The sequence below is a fragment of the Sphingopyxis sp. GW821-FHT10B01 genome (assembly GCF_059415685.1).
In genome coordinates this window covers 509,979-536,254 of sequence record NZ_JBWKNS010000002.1, presented here as the reverse complement: position 1 = coordinate 536,254, position 26,276 = coordinate 509,979, and the positions used below count along the sequence as shown (strand labels likewise).

24 protein-coding genes are annotated in these 26,276 nt (G+C 65.8%); 14 read left to right on the top strand and 10 right to left on the bottom strand.

Going from position 1 to position 26,276, the window contains the following annotated elements:
- Positions 1 to 3: 3 nt before the first annotated feature.
- On the bottom strand, positions 4 to 402 hold the full coding sequence (locus AC07NV_RS06975; protein WP_495165614.1) for a nuclear transport factor 2 family protein: 399 nt from the start codon (positions 400 to 402) through the stop codon (positions 4 to 6).
- Positions 399 to 1,097 (bottom strand): dienelactone hydrolase family protein, encoded by a 699-nt coding sequence (locus AC07NV_RS06970; protein ID WP_495165613.1) that lies wholly within the window; start codon positions 1,095 to 1,097, stop codon positions 399 to 401. Before AC07NV_RS06970 ends, AC07NV_RS06975 begins: the two co-directional genes overlap by 4 nt.
- Positions 1,098 to 1,203: 106 nt before the next feature.
- Here AC07NV_RS06970 and AC07NV_RS06965 point away from each other — a divergent pair, with 106 nt between their 5' ends.
- From AC07NV_RS06965 to AC07NV_RS06925, 9 genes are all read left to right on the top strand, one after another.
- The gene (locus AC07NV_RS06965) at positions 1,204 to 1,512 is read left to right on the top strand and encodes a DUF6489 family protein (RefSeq protein WP_495166001.1); all 309 of its coding nucleotides are present in this window, start codon (positions 1,204 to 1,206) and stop codon (positions 1,510 to 1,512) included.
- A 23-nt stretch (positions 1,513 to 1,535) separates the two neighbouring features.
- Complete coding sequence (gene mnmE, locus AC07NV_RS06960) at positions 1,536 to 2,840, top strand: tRNA uridine-5-carboxymethylaminomethyl(34) synthesis GTPase MnmE (protein ID WP_495166000.1); 1,305 nt, start codon at positions 1,536 to 1,538, stop codon at positions 2,838 to 2,840.
- 75 nt (positions 2,841 to 2,915) lie between these two features.
- On the top strand, positions 2,916 to 4,778 hold the full coding sequence (mnmG, locus tag AC07NV_RS06955; RefSeq protein WP_495165612.1) for a tRNA uridine-5-carboxymethylaminomethyl(34) synthesis enzyme MnmG: 1,863 nt from the start codon (positions 2,916 to 2,918) through the stop codon (positions 4,776 to 4,778).
- A gap of 134 nt (positions 4,779 to 4,912) precedes the next feature.
- Entirely contained in the window at positions 4,913 to 5,572 is a 660-nt protein-coding gene (gene rsmG, locus AC07NV_RS06950) for a 16S rRNA (guanine(527)-N(7))-methyltransferase RsmG (RefSeq protein ID WP_495165999.1), read from the top strand.
- Positions 5,569 to 6,351: a ParA family protein gene (locus AC07NV_RS06945; protein ID WP_062186227.1), complete on the top strand. Its 783-nt coding sequence runs from the start codon at positions 5,569 to 5,571 to the stop codon at positions 6,349 to 6,351. The genes rsmG and AC07NV_RS06945 overlap by 4 nt, the downstream gene beginning before the upstream one ends.
- A complete protein-coding gene (locus tag AC07NV_RS06940; protein WP_495165611.1) occupies positions 6,352 to 7,317 on the top strand; it encodes a ParB/RepB/Spo0J family partition protein in 966 nt (321 codons plus the stop codon).
- A 301-nt stretch (positions 7,318 to 7,618) separates the two neighbouring features.
- Complete coding sequence (locus AC07NV_RS06935) at positions 7,619 to 8,101, top strand: DUF4402 domain-containing protein (protein ID WP_495165610.1); 483 nt, start codon at positions 7,619 to 7,621, stop codon at positions 8,099 to 8,101.
- 184 nt (positions 8,102 to 8,285) lie between these two features.
- Complete coding sequence (locus tag AC07NV_RS06930; protein WP_495165609.1) at positions 8,286 to 9,116, top strand: fimbrial biogenesis chaperone; 831 nt, start codon at positions 8,286 to 8,288, stop codon at positions 9,114 to 9,116.
- Between the two features lie 31 nt (positions 9,117 to 9,147).
- A complete protein-coding gene (locus tag AC07NV_RS06925) occupies positions 9,148 to 11,919 on the top strand; it encodes an MSCRAMM family protein (RefSeq protein ID WP_495165608.1) in 2,772 nt (923 codons plus the stop codon).
- Positions 11,920 to 12,185: 266 nt separating this feature from the next.
- On the opposite strand, the gene AC07NV_RS06920 is transcribed toward AC07NV_RS06925, so the two are convergent.
- Entirely contained in the window at positions 12,186 to 13,148 is a 963-nt protein-coding gene (locus tag AC07NV_RS06920; protein WP_495165607.1) for a patatin-like phospholipase family protein, read from the bottom strand.
- Between the two features lie 161 nt (positions 13,149 to 13,309).
- Between AC07NV_RS06920 and AC07NV_RS06915 the strand changes: the two genes are divergently transcribed.
- From AC07NV_RS06915 to AC07NV_RS06905, 3 genes are read left to right on the top strand one after another with little or no spacing between them, the layout of a single operon-like run.
- Positions 13,310 to 14,845, top strand: coding sequence for an NAD(P)/FAD-dependent oxidoreductase (locus tag AC07NV_RS06915; protein ID WP_495165606.1), 1,536 nt, complete (start codon positions 13,310 to 13,312; stop codon positions 14,843 to 14,845).
- Between the two features lie 25 nt (positions 14,846 to 14,870).
- Positions 14,871 to 15,302, top strand: coding sequence for a GtrA family protein (locus AC07NV_RS06910; protein ID WP_495165605.1), 432 nt, complete (start codon positions 14,871 to 14,873; stop codon positions 15,300 to 15,302).
- Positions 15,299 to 17,167, top strand: coding sequence for a hypothetical protein (locus tag AC07NV_RS06905; protein WP_495165604.1), 1,869 nt, complete (start codon positions 15,299 to 15,301; stop codon positions 17,165 to 17,167). Before AC07NV_RS06910 ends, AC07NV_RS06905 begins: the two co-directional genes overlap by 4 nt.
- Positions 17,168 to 17,177: 10 nt before the next feature.
- On the opposite strand, the gene msrB is transcribed toward AC07NV_RS06905, so the two are convergent.
- The 4 genes from msrB to AC07NV_RS06885 form a co-directional block, all read right to left on the bottom strand.
- Positions 17,178 to 17,663 (bottom strand): peptide-methionine (R)-S-oxide reductase MsrB, encoded by a 486-nt coding sequence (gene msrB, locus AC07NV_RS06900; protein WP_495165603.1) that lies wholly within the window; start codon positions 17,661 to 17,663, stop codon positions 17,178 to 17,180.
- 55 nt (positions 17,664 to 17,718) lie between these two features.
- Complete coding sequence (locus AC07NV_RS06895) at positions 17,719 to 18,975, bottom strand: cytochrome P450 (RefSeq protein WP_495165602.1); 1,257 nt, start codon at positions 18,973 to 18,975, stop codon at positions 17,719 to 17,721.
- 69 nt (positions 18,976 to 19,044) lie between these two features.
- A complete protein-coding gene (locus tag AC07NV_RS06890; protein WP_495165601.1) occupies positions 19,045 to 20,340 on the bottom strand; it encodes an ABC transporter permease in 1,296 nt (431 codons plus the stop codon).
- The gene (locus tag AC07NV_RS06885; protein WP_495165600.1) at positions 20,337 to 21,293 is read right to left on the bottom strand and encodes an ABC transporter ATP-binding protein; all 957 of its coding nucleotides are present in this window, start codon (positions 21,291 to 21,293) and stop codon (positions 20,337 to 20,339) included. Before AC07NV_RS06885 ends, AC07NV_RS06890 begins: the two co-directional genes overlap by 4 nt.
- 67 nt (positions 21,294 to 21,360) lie before the next feature.
- Between AC07NV_RS06885 and queG the strand changes: the two genes are divergently transcribed.
- Positions 21,361 to 22,425, top strand: a complete 1,065-nt coding sequence (gene queG, locus AC07NV_RS06880; RefSeq protein ID WP_495165599.1) for a tRNA epoxyqueuosine(34) reductase QueG — start codon at positions 21,361 to 21,363, stop codon at positions 22,423 to 22,425.
- A gap of 20 nt (positions 22,426 to 22,445) precedes the next feature.
- Here queG and AC07NV_RS06875 read toward each other — a convergent pair whose 3' ends face one another.
- Positions 22,446 to 22,823: a hypothetical protein gene (locus tag AC07NV_RS06875; RefSeq protein WP_495165598.1), complete on the bottom strand. Its 378-nt coding sequence runs from the start codon at positions 22,821 to 22,823 to the stop codon at positions 22,446 to 22,448.
- Positions 22,820 to 23,503 carry an EI24 domain-containing protein gene (locus AC07NV_RS06870; protein ID WP_495165597.1) on the bottom strand — a complete coding sequence of 228 codons (684 nt, stop codon included), beginning with the start codon at positions 23,501 to 23,503 and terminating at the stop codon, positions 22,820 to 22,822. The genes AC07NV_RS06875 and AC07NV_RS06870 overlap by 4 nt, the downstream gene beginning before the upstream one ends.
- 224 nt (positions 23,504 to 23,727) lie before the next feature.
- Between AC07NV_RS06870 and AC07NV_RS06865 the strand changes: the two genes are divergently transcribed.
- Positions 23,728 to 24,726 (top strand): adenosine kinase, encoded by a 999-nt coding sequence (locus AC07NV_RS06865; protein WP_495165596.1) that lies wholly within the window; start codon positions 23,728 to 23,730, stop codon positions 24,724 to 24,726.
- Here AC07NV_RS06865 and AC07NV_RS06860 read toward each other — a convergent pair.
- The gene (locus AC07NV_RS06860; RefSeq protein WP_495165595.1) at positions 24,723 to 26,255 is read right to left on the bottom strand and encodes a lipopolysaccharide biosynthesis protein; all 1,533 of its coding nucleotides are present in this window, start codon (positions 26,253 to 26,255) and stop codon (positions 24,723 to 24,725) included. The two genes, AC07NV_RS06865 and AC07NV_RS06860, sit on opposite strands and share 4 nt — an antisense overlap.
- Positions 26,256 to 26,276 lie beyond the last annotated feature (21 nt).

The window sequence follows — 26,276 nt, the reverse complement described above, 5'->3', positions numbered from 1 at the left end:
CGGTCAGCTCGCTTGCGTCGCGAGCATTTCGCCCATCTTCTCCCAGACTTTGTTGATGGCCTTGAGCGGGCGAATCATCACCTTGAAATCGCTAATCTTTCCTTGGTCGTTCCAGGTAATGATATCGACGCCGTTGATCTGGATGCCGTCGAGGGTGGTAGCAAATTCGAGCATCGCCTGATCGCCGTCGACGATCTCGCGCAGATAGCGGAAATCGTCGCCGCCAAGGACATGGCTCGCCGCGTGGAGATAGGCGAAGACCTTGTCGCGTCCGGCCTGCGGCGTGTGGACGACGGGCGAGTGGAACACGGCATCCTCGGCGAGCAGGTCGCGCAAGGCCTGCGGGTCGCCGCCCTCTGCCATATAGGCGTGCCAGGCGGCGAGGCCGGGATGGCCGCTCATGCGAGATGCTCGGCGAAGAAGGCGCGGGTGCGGCCGTCGGCGAGCTGTGCGCCCGCTTCATTGCGGCGATTGCCCATCGTTGCGGCGAAACCATGGTCGAGGCCGTCATAATCGTGGAGCGTCACCTTGGGATGCGGATCGAGCCCTTCGTGGATCTTTTTCTGCGCGTCATGATCGACGAGATGGTCTTCGGTGGGGATGTGAAGCATCAACGGATGGGCGATCGCATGGCTCTCGTTCAGCATCTGGTCGATCATGACGCCATAATAGCCGACCGACGCATTGATGTCGGTGCGCGCTGCGGTCATGTAGGCGAGGCGGCCGCCGAGGCAGAAGCCGACGCAGCCGACTTTGCTCGCGCCCTGGGCATGGAGCCAGCGGATCGCGGCCTCGATATCCTTGACCCCGTTGTCGGCATCATATTGGCCGAAATAGCCAAAGGCTTCCTGCAGTTCGGACTCGATATCGGGGTTGAGCTCGACACCCGGCGCGAAACGCCAGAAGATGTCGGGCGCGATTGCGAGATAGCCCTCGGCGGCCCAGTCGTCGCATTTCTGGCGAATACCCGCATTCACGCCGAAAATTTCGGGGATGACGATGATCGCGCGCGAACTGTCGGCGTCGGGGCGCGCGACATAGGCGGGAATTTCGCCTTCGCTATCGAGCGCGGGGATGGTGATGTTCGTCGCGGACATTGGGGAGCTCTCCTGACTCTTGCTTCTTTGCAGTGAAAGCGCGAAGCTAGCGGGGCTGCGAGCATGGCTCAAGCGGCTTACCGGCATTTCGGGGCGGAGACAGGCGATGAAGTTCAATATCGAGATCGATTGTACGCCCGAAGAGGCGCGGCGCCTGGTCGGCCTTCCCGACCTCGAGCCCTTGCACGATATTTATCTCGATCGCGTCAAGGAGTTGATGGCGAAGGGGATCACCCCCGACATGGTCCAGCAGATGGTCAAAACCTGGGTGCCGATGGGCGAGAGCGGGCTGGGGCTGGTTCAGTCGCTGCTGGGACAGTTCGGCGGCGGGCTGATGGGCGGCGCAACCAAATCGGCCGGGAAGTCGGCCGATGGGGACGAAGACGACAAGCCGGTGCGGGGACGCAAGAGCTGAACCAAGACGTTGTAAGCGATACGATTTTTGCGCTGTCGAGCGGGATGCCGCCGGCGGCGATTGGCGTCGTGCGCGTGAGCGGGCCGCAGGCGGGCGCTGCGCTGCGCTCGATCGCTGGGCGGTTGCCGGCGCCGCGGCACGCATCGCTGGCCGAACTCCGCGATGCGGACGGCGCGCCGCTCGATCGCGCGCTGGTGCTGTGGTTTCCTGGACCGGCTACCGCGACCGGTGAGGATCTGGCCGAACTGCATCTCCACGGCGGCCGCGCGGTGGTTGCGGCGGTCGAGACCGCGCTTGGCGTAATGCCGGGTCTGCGCCGCGCAGAGCCGGGCGAGTTTACCCGTCGTGCTTTCCTCAACGGGCGGATCGATCTTGCCGAGGCCGAGGGGCTTGCCGATCTGCTTGCCGCGGAGACCGAGAGTCAGCGGGTGCAGGCGCTCGGCATGGCGAGCGGGCATGTGTCGCGCGCCGTCGAAGCCTGGCAGGATAGCTTGCTGACGTTGATGGCGGGGGCCGAGGCCGAGCTGAATTTTGCCGATGAGGATGATGTCGAAGTTGGCGAAAGTGTCGCGCAGCGAATGATTTCGGGGATGGGGGAACTTGCGGTCGAGCTGGAAGGCTGGCTGGCGCGGCCCGCGGCGGAGGTGATCGCCGACGGATTGTCGGTCGTTATCGCCGGGCCGCCAAACGCCGGAAAATCGACTTTGATCAATGCGTTGGCACAGCGTGAGCTGGCGATTGTGTCGCCGGTGGCGGGGACGACGCGCGATGTGATCGAGACCCCGCTGGCGCTCGACGGGATTGCGATGCGCTTTTCGGACACGGCAGGACTGCGCGCGGAAAGTGCCGATGATATTGAAATGATCGGCATCGATCGGGCGAAGGCCGCCGTCGAGGCGGCGGATATACTGCTGTGGCTCGGCCCGCCGAAAGACGCGCCCGATCATCCGCGCGCGATCCTGATCGCGGCGCAGGCTGACCGCTGGCGCGGCGATGCGGGGGCCGAGGCCGAGGCCGCGCATTGCGACCTGACGCTGTCGGCGGCGACCGGCGCGGGAATGGACAAGCTCCATAAATATATCGTCGACATGGCGCGGACCTTGCTGCCGCGCGAAGGCGAGGCGGCGCTGCGCCAACGTCAGCGCGGCGCGCTGGCCGAGGCGCGCGACTGGCTGACGATCGTGCCGCGGTCGCACGAGGCCCGCGACCTGATCCTGCTGGCCGAGCGCCTGCGCCTTGCCGGTGGCGCACTCGACCGGATCACCGGACGGGCAGGAGTCGAAGACATGCTCGACACATTGTTCGGACGATTCTGCATCGGGAAATGATGTTCCACGTGAAACATCGCATTGCCCCGCGGCGGTAGATTCGACGCCCGGTTTCGGCTAAAGGCCGCTTCAATCATGCATAGCAACGATCGTTTTGATGTCATCGTCGTCGGCGGTGGCCATGCCGGAACCGAGGCCGCAGCGGCTGCGGCACGGCTTGGCGCGCGCGTCGCGCTCGTCAGTTTCGACCCCGCGCTGATCGGGACGATGTCGTGCAACCCGGCGATCGGCGGGCTCGGCAAGGGCCATTTGATGCGCGAGGTCGATGCGCTCGACGGCTGGATGGCGCGCGCTGCCGACAGCGCCGCAATCCATTACCGCATGCTCAACGCGTCGAAGGGGGCGGCGGTGCAGGGGCCGCGTATCCAGGCCGACCGCAAGCTCTATCGTGACGCGATCCAGACGATGCTCGCGGCCGAGGAGGGCATCACCATTGTTGCGGGCGAAGCGGCGGCGTTGACGATGTCGGCGGACGGGTCGCGCGTCGCGGGACTCGAACTGGGCGACGGGTCGATCTTGACGGCGTCCGCCGTGGTGCTCGCGACGGGGACCTTCCTTGGCGGACGCATGTTCCGCGGCGAAGAGCGCATGGAGGGCGGACGCATCGGCGAGGCGGGGGCACACCGGCTCGCCGGACAATTGCGCGCGGCCGACCTGCCGATGGCGCGGCTCAAGACCGGGACGCCGCCGCGGCTCGACGGGCGCACGATCGACTGGGCGCGGCTCGAGGAACAGCCGTCGGACGGCGAGGGCTGGACCTGTTCCACGTGGAACAGCACGCGCTCGGTGCCGCAGATTTTTTGCGCGATCACGCGCACCAATCCCGAATCGCACGCGATCATTGCCGCCAATCTCGATCGTTCGCCGCTCTTCACCGGTGCGATCGGAGCGGCGGGGCCACGCTATTGCCCGTCGATCGAGGACAAGATCCACCGCTTTGCCGACCGCGATGGGCATCAGGTCTTTCTCGAGCCCGAGGGGCTTGATTCGCACCTCGTCTATCCGAACGGCATTTCGACCTCGCTGCCCGCCGATGTCCAGCTCGCGATGCTGCGGACGATGGACGGGCTGGAAACGGTCGAGATGGTCGTGCCCGGCTATGCGGTCGAATATGATCATATCGATCCGCGCGCGCTCGACCGGACGTTGCAGGTTCGAGGCATGCGCGGGCTCTGGTGTGCGGGTCAGATCAACGGCACCACCGGTTATGAAGAAGCGGCGGCGCAGGGGCTGATCGCGGGGGCCAATGCCGCGCTTGCCGTGCAGGGCCGCGCGCCGTTCATCCTCGATCGGTCCGAATCCTATATCGGGGTGATGGTCGACGATCTTGTGCTGCAGGGGGTGAGCGAACCCTATCGCATGTTGACCGCGCGCGCCGAATATCGGCTGCGGCTGCGTGCGGATAATGCCGTGACGCGCCTGACGCCGAAGGGGATCGAACTGGGGCTGGTGCGTCCGCAAACGGCGGCGTTGTTTGCCCGTCGGCAGGGCGAGCGGGCGCGGGCGATGGCGCTGCTCGACGCGCCTGTCGCGACCGCCGACTATGCCGCAATCGGGCTGGCGCTGCCGGGCGACGGAATCGCGCGCAAGCGGATCGATCTGCTACGCTATCCCGACGTGTCGATGGCGACCCTCGCGCAACTCGCGCCCGAGCTCGATTCGATCGATCGCGCGATCCTGTCCGAAGTCGCCGAGGATGCGCATTATGCGCCCTATATCGCGCGGCAGGACGCCGAGTTGCGCGCGCTTGCGGCGAACGAAGCGATCGGCCTCGACATCGCGCTCGACTATGCGGCGATCGGCGGCCTGTCGCGCGAGATGGTCGAACGACTGTCGAGGGCGCGCCCCGAGACATTGGGGCAGGCGGCGCGCATCGATGGGGTGACGCCGGCGGCCCTGACCGCGATCATGGTGCATAGCCGGCGGCGGGCAGCGTGAGCCGTCGCTATTGATAATACACAAGCCGTTCGCCCTGAGCTTGTCGAAGGGCTGTTCTTTCTCCTAACCGGCAGAAAAGAAGGACGGTGCTTCGACAAGCTCAGCACGAGCGGGCAAAAAAGGACGGCTTCAGTTTGAATACGGAGATTCTGGATAGCGAAGACGCCGCACGCGCCTGGATCGGCGGGGCTTTTGCGCCGACCCCCGATCAGTGGGACCAGCTCGACCGCTTTGCCGATCTGCTGATCGCCGAAAGCACGCAGCAGAATCTGATCGCGGCCTCGACGATCCCGACGATGTGGGTTCGGCATATTGCCGACAGCGCGCAGCTTCTGGCGTTGGATACGCGCGACGGCGACGGTCTGTGGATCGATCTGGGGAGCGGGGCGGGGCTTCCGGGGCTGGTGGTGGCGATCCTGAGTCCACGGCCGATACTGCTCGTCGAATCGCGGAAGCGGCGCTGCGACTTCCTGCGCAGCGTGGCGGCGGACCTCGGCCTTGTCCATGTCGAGGTCGTTGAAGGGCCTTTGGAGCGGATCGAGACGCGACCCGCGGCGACGATCAGCGCGCGCGCCTTCGCTCCGCTCGACAAGTTGCTGGACTTATCCTCTCGTTTTTCCACCGAATCGACGCGCTGGTTGCTGCCAAAGGGCCGAAACGCAGTTAAGGAACTGGCTTTGCTGTCCCAGCCATGGCAGAGAATGTTCCACGTGGAACAGAGCCGCACCGACGCCGAGAGCCAGATTTTGGTCGGCTCGGGGAAAATTGCGGCACAACAGCGAGGAAAGCGATGATCCGCATTGCCGTGGCGAACCAGAAGGGCGGGGTCGGCAAAACGACGACCGCGATCAATCTGGCAACCGCGCTTGCGGCGACGGGTTGGCGCACGCTGATTATCGACCTCGATCCGCAGGGTAATGCCTCGACCGGCCTCGGAATCAAGCAGTCGCAGCGCGAATGTTCGAGCTACGAGCTGCTTCGCGGCGACGCGACGCTGGCCGAATGCGCGATCCCGACCGCCGTGCCGCGGCTCGATATCGTGACCGCGACGGTCGACCTGTCGGGCGCCGAGATCGAGCTGATCGAATTTCAGGACCGGTTGCACCGGTTGCAGCAGGCGTTGTCGAGCGCCGAGGCCGGGCAATGGGACATTTGCCTGATCGACTGTCCGCCGTCGCTCGGCATGCTGACGCTCAACGCGCTGATCGCCGCCGAATCGCTGATCGTTCCGCTGCAATGCGAATTTTTCGCGCTCGAAGGGCTGAGCCAGCTCCTCACCACGGTCGAACGGGTGCGCGAGCGGTTCAACCAGAAATTGTCGATTCTCGGCGTCGCGCTGACCATGTTCGATCGCCGCAACCGGCTGACCGATCAGGTATCGGACGATGTGCGCGAAGTGCTTGGCCCCGTGGTGTTCGAGACGGTGATTCCGCGCAACGTCCGCCTGTCGGAGGCGCCGAGCCACGGCCTGCCGGCGCTGATCTACGATCATCGTTGCGCCGGATCGGCCGCCTATATTGCGCTCGCCCGCGAGCTGATCGATCGGCTGCCCAACGTCCGTAAGGCTGCATAAATGGCTGATAATAAAGACGAAGCAGCGAGTGAATCGACGCCGGCGCGCAAGCGGCCCTCGGGCCTTGGGCGCGGGCTGAACGCGCTTTTCGGCGATGTTGCGGTCGAGGCACCGGTGCTCGCAACGCCCGGGGGCGCGGCGAAAGCCGAGCCGGTTTCGGGCGATTCGGTGCAGCATGTCGGGGTCGGATCGATTCGCCCGCTACCGGGGCAGCCGCGGCGTCATTTCGACGAGGATGCGATCGCCGAACTCGCCGATTCGATCGGGCTGCGCGGATTGCTCCAGCCGATCATCGTCCGCCGCTCGCCCGACGGCGACGGCTATCAGCTCGTCGCCGGCGAACGCCGCTGGCGCGCAGCGCAGCGCGCGGGGCTGCACCAGATTCCTGCGCTCGTCCGCGACCTCGACGACGCTGCGACCTATGAGATAGCGCTGGTCGAGAATATCCAGCGGCAAGATCTCAACGCGATCGAAGAAGCGGGCGCCTATCGCCGGCTGATCGAGGATTTCGGTCATAATCAGGAAGCGCTCGCCAAGCTGGTCGGCAAATCGCGCAGCCATGTCGCGAATCTGATGCGCCTGCTCGACCTGCCCGCCGGGGTGCAGGCGATGGTCGGCGACGGATCGCTCGCCATGGGACATGCGCGCGCCTTGATCGGCGCCGACAATGCCGAGGCGATCGCGCGGCGGGTGGCGAAGGAGGGCCTGTCGGTCCGCACGGTCGAGGCGCTGGTGCGCGCGGGCAAGGACGGCGGTTCGCCGCGCAAGGCGCCGCTCGAATATAAGAGCATGGACGGTGGGCGCGATCCCGATATCGTCGCGGTCGAGCGTCATTTGTCCGAACTGCTCGGCATCGGTGTCGCGATCCAATATGCGGGCGGCGGCAAGGGCGCGCTGACGCTGAAATTCGCGTCGCTCGACCAGCTCGACATGATCTGCCAGCGACTGAGCGGCGAATCGATCTGATCAGCGGGATTGGCGCCGTCCCGCGATTCCTTGTCCAACCCCGCCTAAATTGTGCCAGTCCGGGCCGTTAACGAAGGATAGGCGGTCCCCACGACCCCCGCTATCTAGCGCTAAAGCCATGATTTCGCTCGGTTACCATGCGTAACGCGGGGCAATCCTTATCGCGCTGTTAACCAAGCTTGCTGGCAAAACCTGAACAGGTCGTTCCCTAAAGAGGTCGGCGAATGGGGTGGGATATCCATTCGAAATTCGACTGATCGTCATAGAATTCAAGGGACCAAAACTTATGCGCAACTTTGGAATGAAGCGCGCCCTTATGGGTGCCGCAATTGCTGCCCTCGCCATGAACGCTTCGGCGGCCCAGGCAGCGTCGGCCACGGGGACGGCGAAAGCCAAGATCCTGCGCCAGATCACGCTCAGCAACACCAGCGACCTGCAATATGCGACGATCATCAGCGGCGCGACCGCTTCGACCGTCGCCGTGTCGACCGCCGGCGCTGCAACCTGCGGCGCGGGCCTGACCTGCACCGGCACGACGACGGCCGCCAACTTCAACGTTCAGGGCACCAGCGGCGCCGTGGTCTTGGTCGGCGGCGATTCGAGCGTCACGCTCAACGGTTCGCTCGGCGGCACGATGGCATCGACGCTGACCTATTCGTCGGCGAACATCACGCTGAACGCAACCGGTGGCAGCTTTCAGGTCGGCGGCACGCTGAGCGTCGGCGCCAACCAGGCGTCGGGCGACTATACGGGGACGTTCAACGTCACCGCCAATTATCAATAAGGTGGGGGGCCTGGCGGGCTGAGGCTCGCCAGCGGAAAAAGGGGGTCGCCGGACGCAGGTCCGGCGGCCTCCTTTTTATGCTGCTCTTATGATTAGCAAAATATCAACCATGTTGGCGCAGGCAGGATGCGACCATCGGGGCGGTGTGGGGCCGTTTCCCGAAACGATTGTGGGGATCGTATCCATGCTACGCTTTTTGAAAGGCTTCGGCCTGTTTACCGTGGCTGCGCTCGGCGCCGCGGCTTTGCCCGTTCACGCAGCGGGTGACCTGCTTGTTGCGCCGACGCGCGTCATCCTCGACGGATCGCGCGGGACCGAGGTGGTGCTGAACAATATCGGCGCCGAACCGGCGACCTACCGCATCAGCCTCGAGATCAAGCGGATGACCGCCGAGGGCGGGCTCGACGAAATCGCCGAGGACAATGTCAATACGACCGAACGGACCGCGCTCGACATGATCGCGTTCAGCCCGCGCCGCGTCACCTTGCCGCCCAACCAGCCGCAGGTGGTCCGCGTCGGGGTGCGCGTTCCCGAAGGAACGCCGCCGGGCGAATATCGTGCGCATATGCTGTTCCGTGCGGTTCCCGACGCGGTGGCTGCGGTGCCCGCAGACGGGACGAAACCTGCCCGCGAGGGCGTGTCGATCGCGCTGACGCCGATTTATGGCATCACGATCCCGGTCATCGTCCGGGTCGGCGACCTCGGCGCCGAAGCAACGATCGGCGACGCGTGGGTGAGCGAAACGCAGGACGGGCCTGCGTTCAATTTCGACCTCGCACGCGCCGGAAGCCGGTCGGTCTATGGCGATATCGAGGTGACGCGCCCCGGCGTGCCCGAACCGTTGCTCGTCGCGCGCGGAATCGCCGTCTATCCCGAGGTTGGCGCGCGCAAGGTGTCGCTGCGCGTTCCGGGCGAACTCGCGGCGAAGCTCAAGGGGCCGGTGCGCATCCGCTATACCGAAGACCGCGAAATCGGCGGCGGCACGATCGACGAGGCCGACCGGGTGGTGAAGTGAGGGGATAGACCGGAGCGAAGCGGGCGGGGCGATGATCCGCGCGGCGCTTGCACGATGGAAGCCGGCGATCCTCGCCGGACTGGCGCTGGCGGGGCTTGTTCCCGCCGGCGCGCAGGCGGTTGAGAAAAAGCCGGTTTCTATTGCTTCGGAGAATTGGGCGCCGAACGAGGATGACAGCTGGCTGTTCGACGTCCGGTCGGGGCAATATCGGCTCGGCGACGGGGTGCGCGGCTATCAGACGCCGCAGGGGATTTGCGTCGATCTGGGCGATGTGGTGCTCGCGCTCGACCTTGCCGTGCGCGTCGACAAGAAGTTGCGCCGCGCAACCGGCTGGGTATTCGACGAGCGGCGCAGCCTGACGATCGACCGCGACGCGGGCGACGTGCGCGCGGGGAGCCAGCGCTTCCGCCTGACCCCGACGATGATCCGCGACACGCCGGCGGGCTGGTGCGTCGACCTCGAGAGCCTCAACGCCTGGCTTGGCGTTCCGCTCGCCGCCGATCTGTCGAACGCGGTGCTGCGCATCGACTCCAAGGACAAGCTGCCGTTCCAGCTCGCCGCCGAGCGGCGCGCGCGCGCCGCGGCGATCCGTCCGCAGGCGCAGTTCGACCTCGCCAGCCTGCCGCAGGCGGCGCGGCCGTATCAGGCGTGGGCGACCCCGTCGGTCGATGTCGTCGCCTCGACGGGGTTCGTGTCGGACAAGCGCGGCGGATCCCATGTTCAGGGGCGCTACGAGATTTTCGCAGCCGGGGAAGCGCTGGGGCAGAGTTTCGACGCGCGCGTGTCGTCCAATAACGAAGGCGTGCCCGACAGCCTGCGCATGCGGCTCTATCGCACCGATCCGCAGGGGCAATTGCTGGGTCCGCTGAAGGCGACGCATTATGCGGTCGGCGATGTCAGCCTGCTGTCGACCGGGATCGTCGCCTCCTCGGCGCCGGGGCGCGGCGCGGTGTTCACCAACCGCCCGATCGAGCACCCCGACGCTTTCGACAAGACGACCTTCCGCGGTGACCTTCCCGCGGGCTGGGATGCCGAGCTGTATCGCAACGGGCAATTGCTCGCCTTCACCAGCCCCAATGGCGACGGGCGCTACGAATTTATCGACGTGCCGCTGCAATATGGCGCGAACCGCTTCGAGATCGTGCTGTACGGGCCGCAGGGACAGATAAGGCGCGAAATCCGGCAGGTGCAGGTGGGCATGGATTCGATTCCGCCGCAGCAGACCTGGTATTGGGCGGGGTTCGCGCAGGAAAATGCCGATCTGATCGAATTCGGGAGTTCGCGGCGCGGGGCGTTTCGGCGTGGCTGGCGCGGGACGCTCGGGATCGAGCGTGGGCTCGATACGCGCACGTCCGCCGCGGCCTATGTCCACAGCCTGCTGATCGAGAATGTCCGGTATCATTATGGCGAAGTCGCGCTGCGGCGCTCGATCGGGCCGACCTTGCTCGAGGTCGGCGGCAGTTATGCCGATAATGGCGGCGGCGCGGCGCGCGCGAGCTGGCTCGCGGCGTTCGGCGAGACCTATGTGCGCGCCGATGCGATGCGCGGCTGGGGCGGCTTTGTTTCCGACCGTTTCATCAATAATATCAAGGGCCTTTACGCGGTCTCGGTCGATCAGTCGGTGAAGCTGGGGCAGACGGTGCTGCCGCTCCATTTCGACGTGCGGCACGTCGATCGGCGGTCGGGGATCACGAGCCTCGAGGCAAGCGCGCGCGCGTCGGCGAGCTTCCGCGCGCTGACCTTTACCGGCCAGCTCGACTGGAGCCGTACCAAGGTGCCGATCGGTCCCGATCCGCCCGACAATCTGACCGCCAGCCTGCTCGCCAATGCCCGGATCGGGCGCGTCCGCCTGCGCGGAGAGGCGCGCTTTGCGCTGTCGGGCGACACCAGCGATACGCGCATGGCGCTGGTTGGCGAATGGGCGGGGAAGGGCGATGCCGAATGGCGCGCCGAGATCGGCTATGATCGCGGGCTCGACCGCGCGCGGGCGGGGATCGGATATACACGCCGGTTTCACAAGGTGCAGTTGACGGGATTCGGCGAAGTCGCGAGCGACGGCTCGGTCGCGGCGTCGCTGGCGCTCGCGTTCAGTTTCGGACCGAAGCCGGATGGCGGCTGGCGCGTGTCGAGCGAAAAGCTCGCAAGCCGCGGTCAGGTAATCGCCGATGTATGGATGGACGATAATGGCGATGGCATCCGGCAAGCGGGCGAGGCTGCGTTGCCGGGCGTACCATTGACCGCAGGCAATGCCACTATCGAGGCCGCGACCGACAAGGCGGGCCGCGCGGCGATCGACGGACTCGAACCCTTTCGCCCCGTGCTGATCGGTATCGACGCGGGCAGCCTGCCCGACCCCTATGTCCAGCCGGCCTTGCCCGGCATCGTCGTGTCGCCGCGCCCCGGAGTCGTCACGCGCATCGCGCTGCCGATGACCGCGGCGGGCGAGATCGAAGGCGTCGCCCGCCGCGACGGCGGCAATGCGATCGAGGGGCTGAGCGTCGAACTCGTCGACGCCGAGGGCCGGGTGCGCGCGACAACGCTCACCGAGTTCGACGGCTATTTCCTGTTCGAGGGCGTCGCTTATGGGCGATATACGGTGCGGTTGGGCAAGGCGTCGGCGGCCGCGCTGCGGCTGGACGGTGCGTTTGCGGTGAGCGCGGTGCCGGGCAAGGGGACTCCGCGCGTGCGGCTGGGGACGGTCACGCTGAAGGCGTTGCGCGGCAATATGGTGCTGCAGGACGGCAAGGCTCCGGATGACAACAGGGCGCGAGGTCTTCCGGACGGGGAGGGGGGCAGCATATAGAAATGTCGGCTTTGGGGTGGAAAGCGGGCGTTGCTGCATCGCCTACCGTCATCCCGGGCTTGACCCGGGATCCATAGCTGCGCCGTCGTTGTGGATCCCCGATCAAGTCCGGGATGACGAGGAAAGGAAGGGCAACTATCGGTCGAAAGCTGCCATATTGCTCCCCGGCGCAGGCCGGGGCCCAGGGCGTTGGAGGGCCGACGTTGTGCGGCGCACTCTGGACCCCGGCTTGCGCCGGGGAACAGCTTTTCGGCCGAAATTGGCTACTAACTCAGCAGCGGTTCCAGCGCGTCCCATTCGCGGTCGACGGCGCGGCGCCCGGCGTCGATGGCGGCGCGGATCCTGGCCGGGTTGAATTCGAGCGTTTCGGCGACTTCTTCCTCGGGTTCGATGATGCGGATCGGCGCGAAGCGGTAGCGCGAGATCTGGACGTCGAGCGGGCGGAGGATGCGTGCGGCCTGCGCGGCGCCGATGCCTTCGTTCTGGAGCGCACGAAGCTGGCCTTCGCGCGCGGCGATCAGGTCGTTGATCAGCGCGGCGCCGGCAAGGTCGTTTGCCGAGACTTCGGACTGGAGGATGTCGACCGCGCGCAGCCCGATCTTGATGAGGTTGGGAAAGGTGCGCACCGGGCCGGGGCGCGGGGCGGGGGAGGCACGCACCGCGATCGCCCCGCGCGGGTTCATTTCGAGCGCAGCGCTGAGCGGGGTCACGTCGCGCACGCCGCCGTCGACCCATTGCTCCTCGGTCCCGTCGCTCGCGCGCGTTTTGAGCGGATCGAAAAAGAGCGGCATCGCGCAGCTGGCATAAACCCAATTGTGGATGCCGGGCACGCTCTCGTCGATGCTGCGATAGGTGCCGGTGCCGAGATTGACGACGCCGAGCAGCAGTTTGCGCCCGCTGGCGCGCAGTTTTGCGTCGTCGGCAAAGCCCTTGAGCAGCCGTTTGAGCGGTGCGGTGTCGTAAAGGGCATCTTCTCCGAGCAGACCGCCGACGACGCCGAGCGGGCGCGATTTGTAGATCGAACTGTTGCCCTTGATGCCGAGCCAGGCGTCGAGCAGCCCCGGCACATCGTCCTGCGCGACGCCGAGCGCCTGGATCGCGCCGGTCGACACGCCGGCCACGATGTCGAGGCGGACGCCGCGATTGACGACGAGTTCGTGCACGACGCCGACCTGAAAGGCGCCCTTCGCACCGCCGCCGCTCAATATGATTGCCAGACCGCCAGCCATGCCCTGCGCCTCCTTGGCTGGCGGCAGTTTACAGTAATCCGGCCACTTTCCCAAGCCGCGAAGCCCCGGTCCGCCCAGAATCACCGCCGTCCGTTAACCATTCCTTATCCATGATTGGCCACAGCGGGCGGGAGCATGAATTTGCCTGTGGGGAATAATCAATGTCCGACGCTTTTGGTTCGAAGAACCGTCCGACCAGCGCCGACGTCGCCATCATTGGCGCCGGGCCGGCCGGACTGACCGCTGCCTATCAGCTGACCCGGCAGGGTTACAGCGTGACGGTGATCGAAAAGGACCCGGTCTATGTCGGCGGGATCAGCCGCACGGTCGAGCATGAGGGGTTTCGCTTCGATATCGGCGGGCATCGCTTTTTTTCGAAAAGCCGCGAAGTCGTCGATCTGTGGAACGAGATTCTGCCCGACGATTTCATCGAGCGCCCACGGATGAGCCGCATCTATTATGAGGGCAAATTCTATTCCTATCCCTTGCGGGCGTTCGAGGCGCTGTGGAACCTCGGCGTGATCCGTTCGACCCTGTGCATGGTGAGCTATGCGCAGGCGAAGCTGTTTCCGAACAAGGCGGTCCGCAGCTTCGAGGACTGGACGATCAACCAGTTCGGGCGGAAGCTCTATTCGATCTTTTTCAAGACCTATACCGAGAAGGTGTGGGGGATGCCGTGTGACGAAATGTCGGCCGACTGGGCGGCGCAGCGCATCAAGGGCTTGAGCCTCGGCGCTGCGGTGATCGACGGGCTGAAACGCAGCCTCGGGCTCAACAAGCGTCCGAACGATGGCATGGCGACCAAGACCCTGCTCGAAACCTTTCGTTATCCGCGGCTTGGCCCCGGCATGATGTGGGATGCGGCGCGCGACAAGGTCGTCGCAGGCGGCAACCATGTGCTGATGGGCCACAGCTTCAAGCAGCTGACGCAGGACCAGAAGACCGGCCGCTGGCGGATGACCGCGACTGGCCCCGACGGCGACATTGTGATCGATGCGGGCCATGTCATCAGTTCGGCGCCGATGCGCGAACTGGCGGCGCGTATCCACCCGTTGCCCGCCTGCGCGCTCAGCGCGGCACCCAATCTTAAATATCGTGACTTCCTGACCGTTGCGCTCAAGATTCGCTCCGAAGACCTGTTCCCCGACAACTGGATCTATATCCACGACAGCAAGGTGCGGGTCGGCCGGGTGCAGAATTTCCGCAGCTGGTCGCCCGAAATGGTGCCCGATCCCGAACTGGCATGCGTCGGCCTCGAATATTTCTGTTTCGAGGGCGATGGGCTCTGGTCGTCGAGCGACGAGAAACTGGTCGCGCTGGCGACGAAGGAAATGGAAATCCTCGGCCTCTGCGATCCGGAAGATGTCGTCGGCGGCGCCGTGGTGCGGCAGGAAAAGGCCTATCCGGTCTATGACGACGACTATGCCACGCACGTCGAGACGATGCGTAGCGAACTCGAGGCGCGCTATCCGACGCTGCACATGGTCGGGCGCAACGGCATGCACCGTTACAACAACCAGGATCATGCGATGATGACCGCGATGCTGACGGTGCGCAACATCGTCGCGGGCGAAAAACTATATGATATCTGGGGCGTCAACGAGGATGCCGAATATCATGAGAGCGGCACCGAGGGCGAACAGGCCGCGCTGGCGTCGGTCCGCGAGGTTCCGGCGCGCGTGTCGAAGGCCGCATAAGGCCTTGGCCGGAGGCGCTCTGACCATGCAACCTGCCATCAAGCTGATCGCGTCGATCCGCCGCGGCGAAATTCGCTGGCTGAACTATCTGCTCGCCAGCGGACTCGCGCTCGGCAGCGACGCAGGGCTGTTCCTGCTGCTGCTCGATGCGGGGCTGTTGCCGGTTTCGGCGTCGGCGGTCGGCTATTGTGCCGGGATCCTCGTGCATTGGCTGGTGTCGAGCCGGCTTGTCTTTGCCGATGGCGCCGCGGCGCGCGGCACCGGTGAGCGGCACCGGCAAAAGCTGCTTTTCGTCGGATCGGCGCTCGTGGGGCTTGCCGTCACGACGGCAATCGTCGGGGGCGGCAGCGCGCTCGGCCTCGATCCGCGGCTCGCAAAACTGGCGGCGATCGTCGTCAGTTTTCAGACGACCTATCTGCTGCGGCGCCATATCGTTTTCCGGGCGGCCGTCATATGAGTGACGCGTCCGCGCCTCCCGTAGGCGTTGCAGTGCCGCCGGCTTCGAACGGCATCGCGCTCGGGCCGTGGTTCACGCCGGTGCGGATCGCACTGATCATCTGGATGGCGATGAGTCTGATCGCGATCATCGCGAGCTGGCCGGCCATCGTCGCGCTCAACCTTTCCGACACCGACGACGCGATGCGTATGGCGCAGGTACGCGACCTGCTCGCCGGGCAAAGCTGGTGGGACCTTTCGCAATATCGGGTCAATCCGGCGGGTGGCGGGGTGCTGATGCACTGGTCGCGTATCGTCGATGCACCGCTCGCGGCCGGGATATGGCTGCTGGAACCGCCGTTCGGGCAGGCGATGGCCGAACGGATCGTCATGGTGCTCTGGCCGCTGATGCTCGGCGCGGTGCTCGGCGTTGCGTGCGTGCGGGGATATCGGGGGCTGTCAGACCGGCGGATCGCCTATGCCGTGCCGCTGTTCCTGATGATGTCAGGCCATATATTGGTGCAGTTCCGTCCGCTGCGGGTCGACCATCATGGTTGGCAGATTCTCCTCGCGATGTTGATCATGGGGCAGGCGCTGCGGCCTGCGGCCTGGCGTGCGGGCCTGCTCGGCGGACTGTTCGCGGCCGCGCTGCTGGCGATATCGATCGAAGGATTGCCGATCGTCGCGCTGTTCGCCGGTCTGGCCGCACTGCGTTGGGCGCTGCACGGGCGCGCGGACGATCGCGACCGGTTGTGCGGCTATATGGGCGCACTTGCCGGCGGCGCCATCCTGCTTCAGTTTTTGACGCGCGGCCCGTCGGGGCTCGCCGGGACCTGGTGCGATTCGCTTTCGGCGCCCTATATGGCGGCGTTTGTCACGGCCGCGGCGGTGATCTTTGCGGCCGCCCGCACCAATCCGGGCGCGGCATGGCTGCGATTCCTGTTGCTCGGCGCGGCCGGTTTGGCGGCGGCGGGCGCGCTGGTATGGACCGAACCGCAATGCGCGAACGGGCCCTTTGCGACGCTCGACCCGATCGTCGTCAAATATTGGTACACGCAGGTGCTCGAGGGGCAGCCGCTGTGGGCATCGAGGCCGCGCGATGCGATCTATGTGCTTGTACCGTCGTTTATCGGTCTCGCCGGATCGGTGCTGGCGTGGCGCGGCTGTGCCGTGGCGACGGATCGCAGGAATTGGGTGACTGTCATTGTTGCCCTGCTCGGAGCGGCGGCTTTGTCGCTGCTGGTCCTGCGCAGCGTCTCGACTGCACATCTCTTCGCGCTGCCTGGCTGTACGTGGCTCGGGCTCCATGTCTGGGCGCGGGCGCGGGCGATATCCTCAACCTTGCTACGCGTCCTCGCCTCGGCCGCTGCCGCGCTGTCGCTGCCTCTGCTTGGCAGCATGGCGGTCGCGGTCGTGCTCACCGCGTTTTTTCCATCGCTGAAGGCCGATGAAGACGCGGCTAAAGCAGAGGTGGAGACGGCAAATCCCTACAAGTCGAACTGCCTCGATCCCGCCGCGGTCGACGCGCTCGGCCGCCTGCCGGCCGCAACGATCCTGACCCCGATCGACCTCGGCGCGCCGGTGATATTCTGGACGCATCACAGCCTGGTTGCTACCCCGCACCACCGCAACAAGGAAGCGATGGCCGACACGATCCGCATCTTCGTCGGCGATCCCGGACAAGCCGAGGCGCTTGTCCGCAGGCAGAAAGCAACGTTGATCGTCTTTTGCCGGACCGCCAACGACTTTTCCCTGTATCGCAAGGCGCGGAAGGATGCGCTTGCGGCGCAGCTTTACGCGGGGAAAGCACCGGCATGGCTCGAAGCGGTGCCGCTCGGGACGCGGGCGGGCCTCTCGGTGTGGCGGGTGAAGCCCCCCGCATCGTGATGCCGTGCCGTCAGGCCGGGCGGAAGGTCAGCGCGGCGCCGTTCATGCAATAGCGTTTGCCCGTCGGTTTCGGCCCGTCATCGAAGACATGGCCGAGATGCCCGCCGCAGCGTTTGCAATGCACTTCGACGCGCGCATAGCCAAGCTCGCGGTCGGTCGATGTGGCAATGCCGCCCTTCAATGGTGCCCAGAAGCTGGGCCAGCCGGTGCCGCTGTCGAACTTGGTCCTGCTCGAATAGAGCGGGAGCGCGCAGCCCGCACAGAGGAAGGTGCCGGTGCGCTTTTCCTTGTCGAGCGGGCTGGTGAAGGGGCGCTCGGTCGCGGCTTCGCGCAGGACGCGATATTGCAGCGGCGACAGCCGGGCCTTCCATAGCGCGTCGGACAATTGCCATCCGGCCTCGGCCTGCGGGCGCGCCGATCTGGCGAACAGCATCGGCGCGCCGATCACCGCGCCGCCGAGCGCAAGACCGCCGAGAAGGTAACGGCGTTCGATCATGTCCAACTCCTCTGGCTAGATAGGTTGGTCAGGAACGGCCGGTTTCAACCGCGCGTCAATATTTTTCGAGTTGGACCGGCATGTGACGATAGCCGTGGACGAAGCTGGCGTGCACGCGTTCGGGCTCGGCGAGGACGTTTACCCGAAGTCGGCGCCGCTGCATTTCGGAGATCAGCGTCGTGAGCTGAAGCTCGGCGACGCGGGCGCCGACGCAGCGGTGGATGCCATAACCGAAGGCCAGGTGGCGCCGTGCATTCTCGCGGTCGACGATGATACGGTCGCCGTCGGGAAATACGCTCTCGTCCCGGTTCGCCGAGGCGTACCAGAGCGCGAGCTTGTCGCGCTTCTTGATTTCGTGGCCGAACAGCTCGGTATCCTCGGTCGCGGTGCGGCGCATATGCGCGAGCGGCGTCTGCCAGCGCAGGATTTCGTGCATCGCGTTGATCGCGAGTTCGGGATCGTGATTCGCCTCGAGCTTCGCGCGTTCTTCGGGAAAGGAGTGGAGGCCATAAGCATAGGCCGACATCGAGTTGCGCGTCGTGTCATTGCCGCCGACGATGAGAAGGATGAGGTTCCCCATGAACTCATTCTCGCTCATATGCTTCATCGCATCGGACTGGAGCATGATCGAAATCAGGTCGTGCTTGCCCGGGTTCTGCGCCTTTGCATCCCATAATTGTTTGAAGGCGGCGCCCATTTCGAACGCCCTGCCGAGCCGCATCTGGCGTTTTTCGAGCGTGTCGAAGCTTTCGATGTCGCCGAGCGCATCGGACCAGCCGGTGAGCCGGTGGCGCTCTTCCCACGGAAAATCGAACAGGATCGCAAGCATGTCGGTGGTGAGTTCGATCGACAGGCGTTCGACCCAGTCGAAGGTCTCGCCGATCGGCAGCGTGTCGATCAACGCCGCGGTGCGCGCCTGTGTGTCGGCGCGCATGCGCTCGATTTCGGAGGGGCCAAAGGCGGGGGCGACGGTCCGGCGCTGCGCGGTGTGCTGCGGCGGGTCCATCGCGATGAACATCGGCATCGGGATTTCGCCCTCTTTCAGATGTTCAATGCCGTCACCGGCGACGGTGATCCCGCCATATTCCCACGACGAGGAAAAGATTTTGGGCAGCGCCTCGATATGCTGGATCGGCTTGTAGGTCGTCACCGACCAATAGGGACCGAATTTCGAATCTTCGCAGCGATAGATGGGCGCCTCGGCGCGCAGCTGGCGCATCGGTTCCTGCCAGCGGTCTTCGCTCCACAGTTCGGCGCGGCTGACGTCGAGCGGGTTGGAGAGTTCGGGGGCGATATCGATCTGGGTGGCCATGGGCTGCTCCTCTGTGAGACCGTCTGACGCGGCCGATTAGGTTGCAGGATGCCACTGTTTACAGCTTTGTCAATGAGACTGGGACGAATCGACTCCCGTGGCGGTTGTTGTCGCGGCAATGACGACCGTCTTGCGGCGCCAGAATTTCCAGTCGCTGCGCCCGCTCAGGACGCCGGCGCGGAAGAGTCGTACCGACAGGAAGATGACAAGCGCGACCCAGATCGCCTGCCAGCCGAGCGCGAGCAGGTGGATCGCTTTGGCATCGTCGGACGCGGCCCGCGCCGCCATCGCGAGCGGTGACGAGAAGGGAAATATCTGCGCGAAATGGGCAAGGCTGCTGCCGGGTGCGCTCGCGGCGGCGGCCGAAAGGCTGAACATGCCGACCTGGAAGATGGTGATCGGCAGGCTGAGCATCTGGATTTCGCGCACTGAACTCGCCTGCGCGCCGACCCCGAGGAACACGGCACCCAGCAGAAGGAAGGACATGATGAAATAGGCCAGACCGATGCCGACAAAGAAGGGCCATCCGGTGGCGGGGGTCGCGGCAAAAGCGGCGGCGGACTTGCTCGCTGCGCTGGCGGCGGCGATGGCCGCTGGATCGAGCTGCGTTGCGGCGATCAACCCGCCCCCGATTGCAAGGACCATCCAGAAGGCGATGAACAGCACGGCAACGCCGAGCATGCCGAGAAGCTTGCCGAGAAAGACGCTTTCGAGCGGCACGGCTGCGGCGAGGATCTCGATGACCTTGTTGCCCTTTTCCTCGGCAAGCGAGCTCACCGTCTGGCCGGCGAGAAGCAAGGTCAGAAGGAAGATGAGGAAAACTGCGCCGAAACCGAGCGACTGCTGCACCGCGATGCTGGTGCCGCCGGACGACAGTGCCTCGAAGCGCGCCGTGACGGGCGGCAGCGGCCCGGCGGCGCGTGCGCGCAGCACGTCGCCGGCGAGCAGCGCAAGATAGCGGCCCGCGCTGCTGCCTTTTTCGCGCTCGACGATATGCGGCGCGGCAAGCGGGCCGCTCATGACCGCATAGGTGTCGCTGCCCTTTTCGCGTGCGATGGCGACGGGATCGGCGTTCGCCGGACCCGTTATGCGGATATCGAGCGGGGCGGGTTCGCGGGCCATTGCCGAACGGAGCCGGGTGTCGGCGGCCCGCAGCGACTCGATGTCGGCGGGGTCGGCGACGACGACGATGCGGCCCGCGCCGCGCGCGCTGTCGGCAAGCTGCGACGCGCCCATGCCGCCGGCCAGGCCCATGCCGACCATGAACAGGGGGGCGAGAAGGAAGAGGAGAAAGGTGGGTGTCGCGACGATCGCGAGAAAGTCGCGCCGCGCAACAACGAACATGCTGCGGATGAAAGGTGTCATGCGCTGGCTTCCTCTACCGCATCGTCGGTGGCGTTGGCGTCGAATCCGGCGTCGACCTGGCGAACGATATGGACGAACGCATCGTGCAGCGCCGGTCGGCTGATCGACAGGCCGGTGACGCCAAGACCGCTCGCGGTGATGCGTGCGAGCAAAGGTTCGACGTCGGCGTCCTCAATCGCGAAATGCCAGGCATCGCCAAACAATTGGGCATCGGCGGGCAGGTTTGCTGCAACCGCAACGGGGTCGCCCGCGGTGCGCGGCGTATAGCGCACCTGCATCGGCAGCATTGCACGTGCCGCGTCGACTGTGCCCTCGAACCGGCGCGCCGAGCGCGCGATGATCGCGATGCGGTCGCAGAGCCGTTCGGCATGCGCCATGACATGCGTCGAGAAGAGGATCGTCGCGCCGCGATCGCGTTCGCGACGCACCAGCATTTCGAGCCGTTCCTGATTGACCGGGTCGAGCCCGGAGAAAGGCTCGTCGAGGACGATCAGGTCGGGGGCGTGGACGATCGAGCCGATCAACTGGATCATCTGCGCCATGCCCTTCGACATCTTGCGGATCTTTTCGTCGATCACGCGCTCGAGCCCGAGTTCGGTCATGAAGCCCGCAGCCCGGCGGCGGCCCTCGGACCAGTCGAGCCCGCGCAGCGCGCCCATGAAAGCGATCGCCTCGCGCGCTTTCATGCCCGGGTAAAGCCCGCGTTCTTCGGGAAGGTAGCCGATGCGATGCCGCACCGACTGCGGCCTGTGCCCGCCCAGAAGGCGGCTTGTGCCTTCGTCGGGGTCGATGATCCCCAGCGTCATGCGCAGGCTGGTCGTCTTGCCGGCACCGTTCGGCCCCAGGACGCCGTAGATGCTGCCTGCCGGTACCGTGAGGCTGACATCGTCGACAGCCTTGTAATTGCCGAAATATTTGGTGAGGCCATTTGCCTCGACGCTGAAATCGTTCAAACTTCGGTCCCCGATCCTCGCATCCGCAAACTATGGCACGGACAAGCGGTTGCCGTATAGAGCGCCAATGGTTGCAGAAGCCTTGTCTCTAGATCCGCCTTCGCTGGAACAACGCCTTGAAACGGTTGCGCGCGCGCATGGTTTCGTGGCGTTCGGCATCGCCGATGCCGGCGCCGCGCCGCAAACCGCCGCGCGCCTCGATCAATGGCTGGCCGAGGGGCGGCACGGCGACATGATCTGGATGGAAAGCCGCGCCGCGCAGCGGGGATCACCCAAGGGGCTGTGGCCCGAAGTCCGGTCGGTGATCGCGCTCGGTATGAGCTACGCCCCCGCGCACGACCCGATGGCGCTCGCCGACCATTCCGACCGTGGCCGGATTTCGGTTTATGCGCAGGGCGGCGACTATCATGACGTCGTCAAAAGGGCGCTGAAGGCGGTCGCGCGCTGGCTCGTCGCGGAAGTGAAGGACGCCGAGGTCAAGGTGTTCGTCGATACGGCGCCGGTGATGGAAAAGCCGCTGTCCGCGGCGGCGGGGCTCGGCTGGCAGGGCAAGCACACCAACCTCGTCAGCCGCGATCATGGCAGCTGGCTGTTCCTTGGCGCCATCTATACGACGCTCGACCTCGTGCCAGCGACCCCGGGGCGCGATACCTGCGGAAGCTGTTCGGCCTGCCAGGACGTCTGCCCGACGCAGGCGTTTCCTGCCCCGTACCGGCTCGATGCGCGGCGCTGTATCTCGTATCTCACGATCGAACATAATGGGCCGATCCCGGTCGATCTGCGGCGTGGGATCGGGAATCATGTCTATGGCTGCGACGATTGCCTTGCGGCGTGTCCGTGGAACAAGTTCGCCGACACCGCGCACGCGCATCGTGCCTTTCTGCCCCGCGCCGAACTGGCTGCGCCGTCGCTCGCCGATTTGCTGGCGCTCGACGATGCCGGTTTTCGTCAGGTGTTCGCGGGGTCGCCGATCAAACGGATCGGGCGCGGGCGCATGGTCCGCAACGCCGCAATTGCGGCAGGAAACAGCGGTGACGCGCTCTTTATACCGGTGTTGACGCGGCTCGCCGGCGATGAATCGCCGATGGTCGCCGACGCCGCCTTGTGGGCGCTCGCCGAACTGGCGTCATGACGCCCGGCAAGGGGCGGCGATCAGCGCTGAAACGACTGGGCGCAGCTGTTCACTTCGGCATTGCGGCCATCGGGGGTGCGTGCATCGACATGCGTGGCGACGGGGCTGGCACCCGCGCGCGGCGCATAAAAATAGATATCGAGAATGCAGTTCGACCCCGCAAACTGCAGCTTGCGGCCGGCGCCTTCGGTTACGTCGAGCTGCGGTTTGCCGAACATCCGCCCGATCGCGTCGGCGCTGCTGCCGATCAGCGCGTTATTCTGTACCGGCCGGACAACGGTCGGGGCGGGCGGAGGGCCGCCCGACGGCGTCGCCGGGCGCGGAATCGCGGGACCGGCACAGGCGCCGAGCGTCAGGGCGAGACCCGCGATGGCGGCCAGACGTGGCTTTTTGATCATATATTCCGGTCCCCATTGCGCAGGTGCAGCATGTGCACGGCCATAGCGGCGCCGAGAATCGGCGCCAACAGATTGGCGATGGGCACCACGAAGCTTGCGGCGGACAGCAGGCCGAGCGACCAGCGGGCCGGTCGATCGAGTCGTGGATGGTCCGGATGCCGCGCGAGGACCATCGCCTCGAGATCGCGGCCAAGCAGCAGCGCATTGACGAGCAAGGCGAAGATCGGTGTGCCGATGCCGGTGACGAGCAGCAGGATGTAGACCGGTAGCGCGAGCAGATTGCCGCCGATCAGCCGCACCAGCGAGGCAAGCGCGAGGTGGATATTCTGACGCCAGCCGACATCGACCGCCCGGGCGGCGGCGGCGGGATAGTGGCGTCCCTCGACATCGGCGACGATGCCGTCGGCAAACAGGCCGATGACGACAATGGCGACAGCGCGAAACAGCAACCAGCTGCCCGCGATAATCGCAATCACGATCAAAATGCCCGCCATGTCGAGCTGGGCGCCGTCGAGCCATTTCCAGTGCGCGAGCGCCCAGCGCGCGGCGAAGAAGATCGCCGCGCCGACGATGACGAGGAGCAGGAGAGTCAGCGCGAGACTCTGCGCCAGCACGCGCATCACGCGCGGATGGGGCAAGTCCTTGAGGGCGAGCAGGAAGGCGTGAACGGCGCGGGCCATGGTGGAGGAATGATGGCCCCCGGCGTGCGGGTCAAGCTTCATGCCAAGACCATATTGGCTCGTCCCCCGGATTCGATCCGCGGTCCATGCTGCCGGCGTTGTTATGGATGCCGGACCAGGTCCGGCATGACGAGCAAGGAAGAGGGCATAAAGCGTTATACTTGCCTTGCCCTGTCGCCATCTCTAAAGCGCGGCAGCTTTTTCCCGCACATACAGGATATTTCATGGCCTCCACCGCCCGTTTTGACGTCGTTGCCATTGGCAACGCCATTGTCGACGTTATCGCCCGCGCCGACGACGCGCTGATCACCGCCGAAGGCCTGACCAAGGGATCGATGCGGCTGATCGACGCCGAAGAGGCCGAGCGTCTTTACGCGGCGATGGGACCGGCGATCGAAATGTCGGGCGGTTCGGCCGCGAATACGCTCGCCGGAATGGCCGTGCTCGGCCAGCGCTGCAGCTTCATCGGCCAGGTCGCCGACGATCAGCTCGGCCATGTCTTCTCGCACGATCTGCGCGCGCTTGGCGTCGCTTATGAAACCCCGCCGCTTTCGGAAGGCGCGCCGACCGCGCGCTGCCTGATCCTCGTCACCCCCGACGGGCAGCGGACGATGAACACCTTCCTTGGCGCGAGCCACTTGCTCGAACAGTCGATGATCGACGAGGCGTGGATTGCCGATTCGGAGATCCTCTATCTCGAAGGCTATCTGTGGGATCCTGAGCTGTCGCGCGCGGCGATGCGGCGCGCGATCGACGTCTCGCGCGCCGCGGGGCGCAAGGTCGCCTTCACGCTCTCGGACGCGTTCATCATCGATCGCCATGGCGCCGATTTCCGTAACCTGATCGCCGAGGGGCTGTTCGACATTCTGTTCGCGAACGAAGTCGAGATTTGTGCCCTCGCGCAAACCGACGATTTCGAGGCTGCGGTCGCCAGCGTTGCGGCGCAGGTTCCTTTGCTTGTCGTGACGCGCGGGTCGCACGGTGCGATCGCACTGACCGGCGGCACGCGCACCGAAGTCGGCGCCGAACCGATCGACACGGTTGTCGACACCACCGGCGCTGGCGACCTCTTCGCCGCCGGCTTCCTGTCGGGTCAGGCGCAGGGCCGGCCGATCGCCGACTGCCTGACGATGGGCGCGGTGTGCGCGCGCGAAATCATCGCACAGGTCGGTCCGCGTGCGCAGACCGACCTCAAGGCCAAGATCGCAGCGCGCCTCGGCTAGGTTGCCGGCGCCGGTTCTGCCGGTTCGGGATGCTTTTTGAACAGCGCCCGGTCGGCGGGCCCAAAGCCGCGCGTCCAGATCAGCCAGGCATAAATGCCGAGGATGAAGGGCACGCCGATCAGCAACTCGGCCCATTCGGGAAGCTGCGTCGCGCCCCAGCCGAGCGCCGCTGCGCCCGCGGTCGCCCAGACGAGCGCCCAGCGCAGGCTGTTTACCGGCGCGCCGAGGACGCGGGCGAGCAGCCGCGCTTTGACCACCGAGGCGAAACCGAGCGCGAGCATCAGCGCGAGCGCCACCGCGCCGGCATAGGTGATCGGCGGCAGTCCCATCGACTTGGCGATCAGGATGAGGACGACGCTGAGCCCCGCCTGCAGCGCGAGCGTCGCGATGCTGATCAACAGGTTGCGGTGGCGCGCGACATAGACGAGCGCCGCCTCGCTGACGACGGCGGTGGCGGCGACGACTTCGGCGGCGAGCAGGAAAGCGAGCGCCGCGGTGCCGCTGACGAATTCGGGGCCGACGAGACCCATCACCGCTTCGCCCGGAATGCCCAGCGCGAGCGCGACTCCCGCTTGGGCAGCGATGATCCAGAAACCGACCTGGCTGACCTGGGCCGCCACGGCGGCAAGCCGGTTTTCGGCGAGGTTGCGCGTGATGACGGGGCCGAGGATCGGCTCGAAGCTGGTCTTGAGCTTTTGCGGCAGCGAGGCGACCTGCTGCGCCATATAATAGATGCCGTAGATCGTCGGCGACGTGAACTGGCCGAGGATGAAGAGATCGAGGCGGCGCGTGCCCCATTCGATCGCGTCGGCCGCCGCGAGCGGCGCATTGCGCCGCGCAACGGCGATCAGATGCGCCGGATGCGGCTGCCACCCATGCGGCCCGCCATAATGGCGGAGCATCGGGATCAGCGCGGTGAGAAAGGCGCCGAGCATCGCGGCGGCATAGGAAAGCATGAGCCCGTCGCGCGCCGAAACGAACCAGAATCCTGCCGCGGCGGCGCTGATGACCCACGGCTCGACGATCGCGCGGGCGCGGACGGTGGCGCCGATATCGAATTTATAGGCGCAGGCGGCGAGCGCGATATCGGTCCCCGCGATCGCGAAGACGAGCAGCGCCATCCAGCGGTCGGTGCTGTCGATGCCGCCCGCGGGATACATGAGCTGCGGAAAGAGGAGGAGAAGCGCCGAGCCCGCCGCCGAGGCGAGGAGGGCGACGAACATGCCGTCCCACACGACGGTGCGATGGTCTGCGCCGGGCGCGCTCAGTTGCTCGGCGAGGCCGCGTTTGAGGCCGAGCGTTGCAAGCTGTGCGACGAGTTCGATGACGAGCACCGCAAAGGCGAAGCGCCCGACCGCTTCCGGCCCGTACCAGCGGCCCGCCACATAGAGGAAGGGCAGGCGGGCGACGAGGCGCATGATGAAACCGAGGAAATTTGTGCGTCCGCCCTTGGCAAGCGCCGCGGTGTCCGCATCCTGGGGGGGGATGCCGGATGATGAGGGCGCGGCTGCGCTGTCCGTCTGGCTCAAGCCTGGCGCCCCTTCTGCTGC

Bases quoted from the DNA above. Each gene is read 5' to 3' on its own strand.
- AC07NV_RS06920 (WP_495165607.1), bottom strand. From the start codon at position 13,148: ATGGCTGGCGGTCTGGCAATCATATTGAGCGGCGGCGGTGCGAAGGGC.
- AC07NV_RS06965 (WP_495166001.1), top strand. From the start codon at position 1,204: ATGAAGTTCAATATCGAGATCGATTGTACGCCCGAAGAGGCGCGGCGC.
- AC07NV_RS06975 (WP_495165614.1), bottom strand. From the start codon at position 402: ATGAGCGGCCATCCCGGCCTCGCCGCCTGGCACGCCTATATGGCAGAG.
- AC07NV_RS06925 (WP_495165608.1), top strand. From the start codon at position 9,148: ATGATCCGCGCGGCGCTTGCACGATGGAAGCCGGCGATCCTCGCCGGA.
- AC07NV_RS06875 (WP_495165598.1), bottom strand. From the start codon at position 22,823: ATGATCAAAAAGCCACGTCTGGCCGCCATCGCGGGTCTCGCCCTGACG.
- AC07NV_RS06940 (WP_495165611.1), top strand. From the start codon at position 6,352: ATGGCTGATAATAAAGACGAAGCAGCGAGTGAATCGACGCCGGCGCGC.
- queG (WP_495165599.1), top strand. From the start codon at position 21,361: ATGGTTGCAGAAGCCTTGTCTCTAGATCCGCCTTCGCTGGAACAACGC.
- AC07NV_RS06945 (WP_062186227.1), top strand. From the start codon at position 5,569: ATGATCCGCATTGCCGTGGCGAACCAGAAGGGCGGGGTCGGCAAAACG.
- AC07NV_RS06895 (WP_495165602.1), bottom strand. From the start codon at position 18,975: ATGGCCACCCAGATCGATATCGCCCCCGAACTCTCCAACCCGCTCGAC.
- AC07NV_RS06865 (WP_495165596.1), top strand. From the start codon at position 23,728: ATGGCCTCCACCGCCCGTTTTGACGTCGTTGCCATTGGCAACGCCATT.
- mnmG (WP_495165612.1), top strand. From the start codon at position 2,916: ATGCATAGCAACGATCGTTTTGATGTCATCGTCGTCGGCGGTGGCCAT.
- AC07NV_RS06890 (WP_495165601.1), bottom strand. From the start codon at position 20,340: ATGACACCTTTCATCCGCAGCATGTTCGTTGTTGCGCGGCGCGACTTT.
- AC07NV_RS06970 (WP_495165613.1), bottom strand. From the start codon at position 1,097: ATGTCCGCGACGAACATCACCATCCCCGCGCTCGATAGCGAAGGCGAA.
- AC07NV_RS06870 (WP_495165597.1), bottom strand. From the start codon at position 23,503: ATGGCCCGCGCCGTTCACGCCTTCCTGCTCGCCCTCAAGGACTTGCCC.
- msrB (WP_495165603.1), bottom strand. From the start codon at position 17,663: ATGATCGAACGCCGTTACCTTCTCGGCGGTCTTGCGCTCGGCGGCGCG.
- AC07NV_RS06935 (WP_495165610.1), top strand. From the start codon at position 7,619: ATGAAGCGCGCCCTTATGGGTGCCGCAATTGCTGCCCTCGCCATGAAC.
- AC07NV_RS06915 (WP_495165606.1), top strand. From the start codon at position 13,310: ATGTCCGACGCTTTTGGTTCGAAGAACCGTCCGACCAGCGCCGACGTC.
- AC07NV_RS06930 (WP_495165609.1), top strand. From the start codon at position 8,286: ATGCTACGCTTTTTGAAAGGCTTCGGCCTGTTTACCGTGGCTGCGCTC.
- AC07NV_RS06905 (WP_495165604.1), top strand. From the start codon at position 15,299: ATGAGTGACGCGTCCGCGCCTCCCGTAGGCGTTGCAGTGCCGCCGGCT.
- AC07NV_RS06910 (WP_495165605.1), top strand. From the start codon at position 14,871: ATGCAACCTGCCATCAAGCTGATCGCGTCGATCCGCCGCGGCGAAATT.